Here is a 1280-nt window from a genome sequence, read left to right on the forward strand (position 1 = left end):
TAGGCCATAAACTAGGTGAATTCGCTGCTACACGTACTTATCGCGGCCATGCTGCTGATAAGAAAGCTAAGCGTTAATTCTGAGAGGATTTAGAGATGGAAGTAGCTGCAAAGCATAGAGGTGCTCGAATTTCTGCTCAGAAAGCGCGTTTGGTAGCAGATCAGATTCGAGGCAAAGGTGTAGAAGAAGCGCTAGAGACATTGTCTTTTAGCACTAAGAAAGCTGCACAATTGATGAAGAAGGTGTTGGAATCAGCAATCGCAAACGCTGAGCACAATGACGGTCTTGATGTTGACGATCTTACAGTATCAACAGTTTTTGTTGATGAAGGTCCAACTATGAAGCGTATCCGTCCTCGTGCGAAGGGTCGTGCTGATCGTATTTTTAAGCGCACCTGTCATATCACGGTCAAAGTGGCCGATAACTAGGAGATACACAGATGGGTCAGAAAGTACATCCTAATGGTATCAGACTGGGTATTGTGAAAGACCACAACTCCGTTTGGTATGCAGAAAAAGGTGAATACGCAAACAACCTTCTCAATGATATCGAAGTTCGTGATTTCTTGATGAAGCGTTTAGAAAAAGCGTCTGTAAGCAAGATCACTATCGAGCGTCCAGCACAAAATGCACGTATTACAATTCACACGGCTCGCCCTGGTATTGTAATCGGTAAGAAAGGTGAAGACGTTGAGAAGCTTCGTAAAGAAGTTGGCAAAATGATGGGCGTTCCTGTCCACATTAACATCGAAGAAATTCGTAAGCCTGATCTTGATGCAAAATTGGTTGCAGCTAGCGTTGCTAGCCAACTTGAGCGTCGTGTTATGTTCCGTCGTGCTATGAAGCGTGCGGTTCAGAATGCAATGCGTCAAGGCGCTAAAGGAATCAAGATTCAGCTAGGTGGTCGTCTTGGCGGTGCTGAGATCGCTCGTTCTGAGTGGTACCGTGAAGGTCGCGTACCTCTACATACTCTTCGTGCAGATGTTGATTATGCAACGCATGAAGCTAGCACAACTTACGGCATCATCGGTGTCAAAGTATGGATCTTCAAGGGTGAGATTCTTGGCGGTATCGAGCAGGTACGCGAAGCTAAGAAGAACTCACGCAAGAAGTCTGCTAAGTAAGGGGCCGAGAGATGTTACAGCCAAAACGTACCAAATTTAGAAAAGTACAGAAAGGTCGTAATCGTGGCCTAGCTCAACGTGGCGCTAAAATTAGCTTCGGTGAGTATGGTCTGAAAGCGACAGGTCGTGGTCGTATTACTGCGCGCCAAATTGAGGC

3 protein-coding genes and 1 pseudogene are annotated in these 1280 nt (G+C 45.9%); all 4 read left to right on the forward strand.

Annotation, left to right across the window (positions count from 1 at the left end; genetic code table 11):
• Positions 1-77 (forward strand): annotated as a pseudogene (locus A3762_RS25755) (30S ribosomal protein S19); the annotation flags it as partial.
• Positions 78-95: 18 nt separating this feature from the next.
• Positions 96-428 carry a 50S ribosomal protein L22 gene (gene rplV, locus A3762_RS07725; protein ID WP_068473663.1) on the forward strand — a complete coding sequence of 111 codons (333 nt, stop codon included), beginning with the start codon at positions 96-98 and terminating at the stop codon, positions 426-428.
• Positions 429-439: 11 nt separating this feature from the next.
• Complete coding sequence (gene rpsC / locus A3762_RS07730) at positions 440-1123, forward strand: 30S ribosomal protein S3 (RefSeq protein WP_068475209.1); 684 nt, start codon at positions 440-442, stop codon at positions 1121-1123.
• Between the two features lie 11 nt (positions 1124-1134).
• Positions 1135-1280, forward strand: a 146-nt coding sequence (locus A3762_RS07735; RefSeq protein ID WP_197469131.1) for a ribosomal protein L16, incomplete at its 3' end; no start/stop codon positions are given.

It is taken from the genome of Oleiphilus sp. HI0125 (genome assembly GCF_001635355.1).

Coding starts and splice junctions, on each gene's coding strand:
- rplV (WP_068473663.1), top strand. CDS start 96: ATGGAAGTAGCTGCAAAGCATAGAGGTGCTCGAATTTCTGCTCAGAAA.
- rpsC (WP_068475209.1), top strand. CDS start 440: ATGGGTCAGAAAGTACATCCTAATGGTATCAGACTGGGTATTGTGAAA.